Below are 608 nucleotides of genomic sequence, written 5' to 3' on the forward strand. Positions count from 1 at the left end.
CCGAAGCGCGCAAGGCCTTCGACAAGCTCAGTCCGACCCTTCGACAGGCTCAGGTCCTTCGACGGGCTCAGGGCGAACGGATGTGGATCAGACCCGCTCGATCACCACCGCAATGCCCTGGCCGACCCCGATGCACATCGTGCACAGCGCATAGCGCCCGCCGCTGCGGTGCAGCTGGTTCACCGCGGTCGTCACCAGCCGCGCACCGCTCGCGCCGAGCGGGTGACCGAGCGCGATCGCGCCGCCGTTCGGGTTGACGCGCGCATCGTCGTCCTGCAGCCCGAGGTCGCGCAGCACCGCGAGGCCCTGCGCTGCGAACGCCTCGTTCAGCTCGATCACGTCGATCTGGTCGAGCCGCAGCCCGGTCAGCGCCAGCACGCGCCGCGTCGCCGGTGCCGGGCCCATGCCCATGATGCGCGGCGGCACGCCGGCCGTCGCCATGCCGAGCACGCGAGCCCGCGGCGTCAGGCCGTGGCGCGCCGCGGCGGCTTCGCTCGCCAGCAGCAGCGCACAGGCACCGTCGTTGACGCCCGAGGCATTGCCGGCCGTCACCGTGCCGTCGGGCCGCACCACGCCCTTCAGCTTCGCGAGTGCTTCCAACGAGGTCT

At 72.4% G+C, this 608-nt stretch carries 1 protein-coding gene; it reads right to left on the reverse strand.

Translation table 11 applies throughout. From position 1 onward, the window contains the following. Nucleotides 1–87: 87 nt before the first annotated feature. Nucleotides 88–608 (reverse strand): thiolase family protein (locus AC1D01_RS37825; RefSeq protein ID WP_477875107.1); only part of this gene is annotated, 521 nt, incomplete at its 5' end.

It is taken from the genome of Rhizobacter sp. P3_B12 (assembly GCF_056402895.1).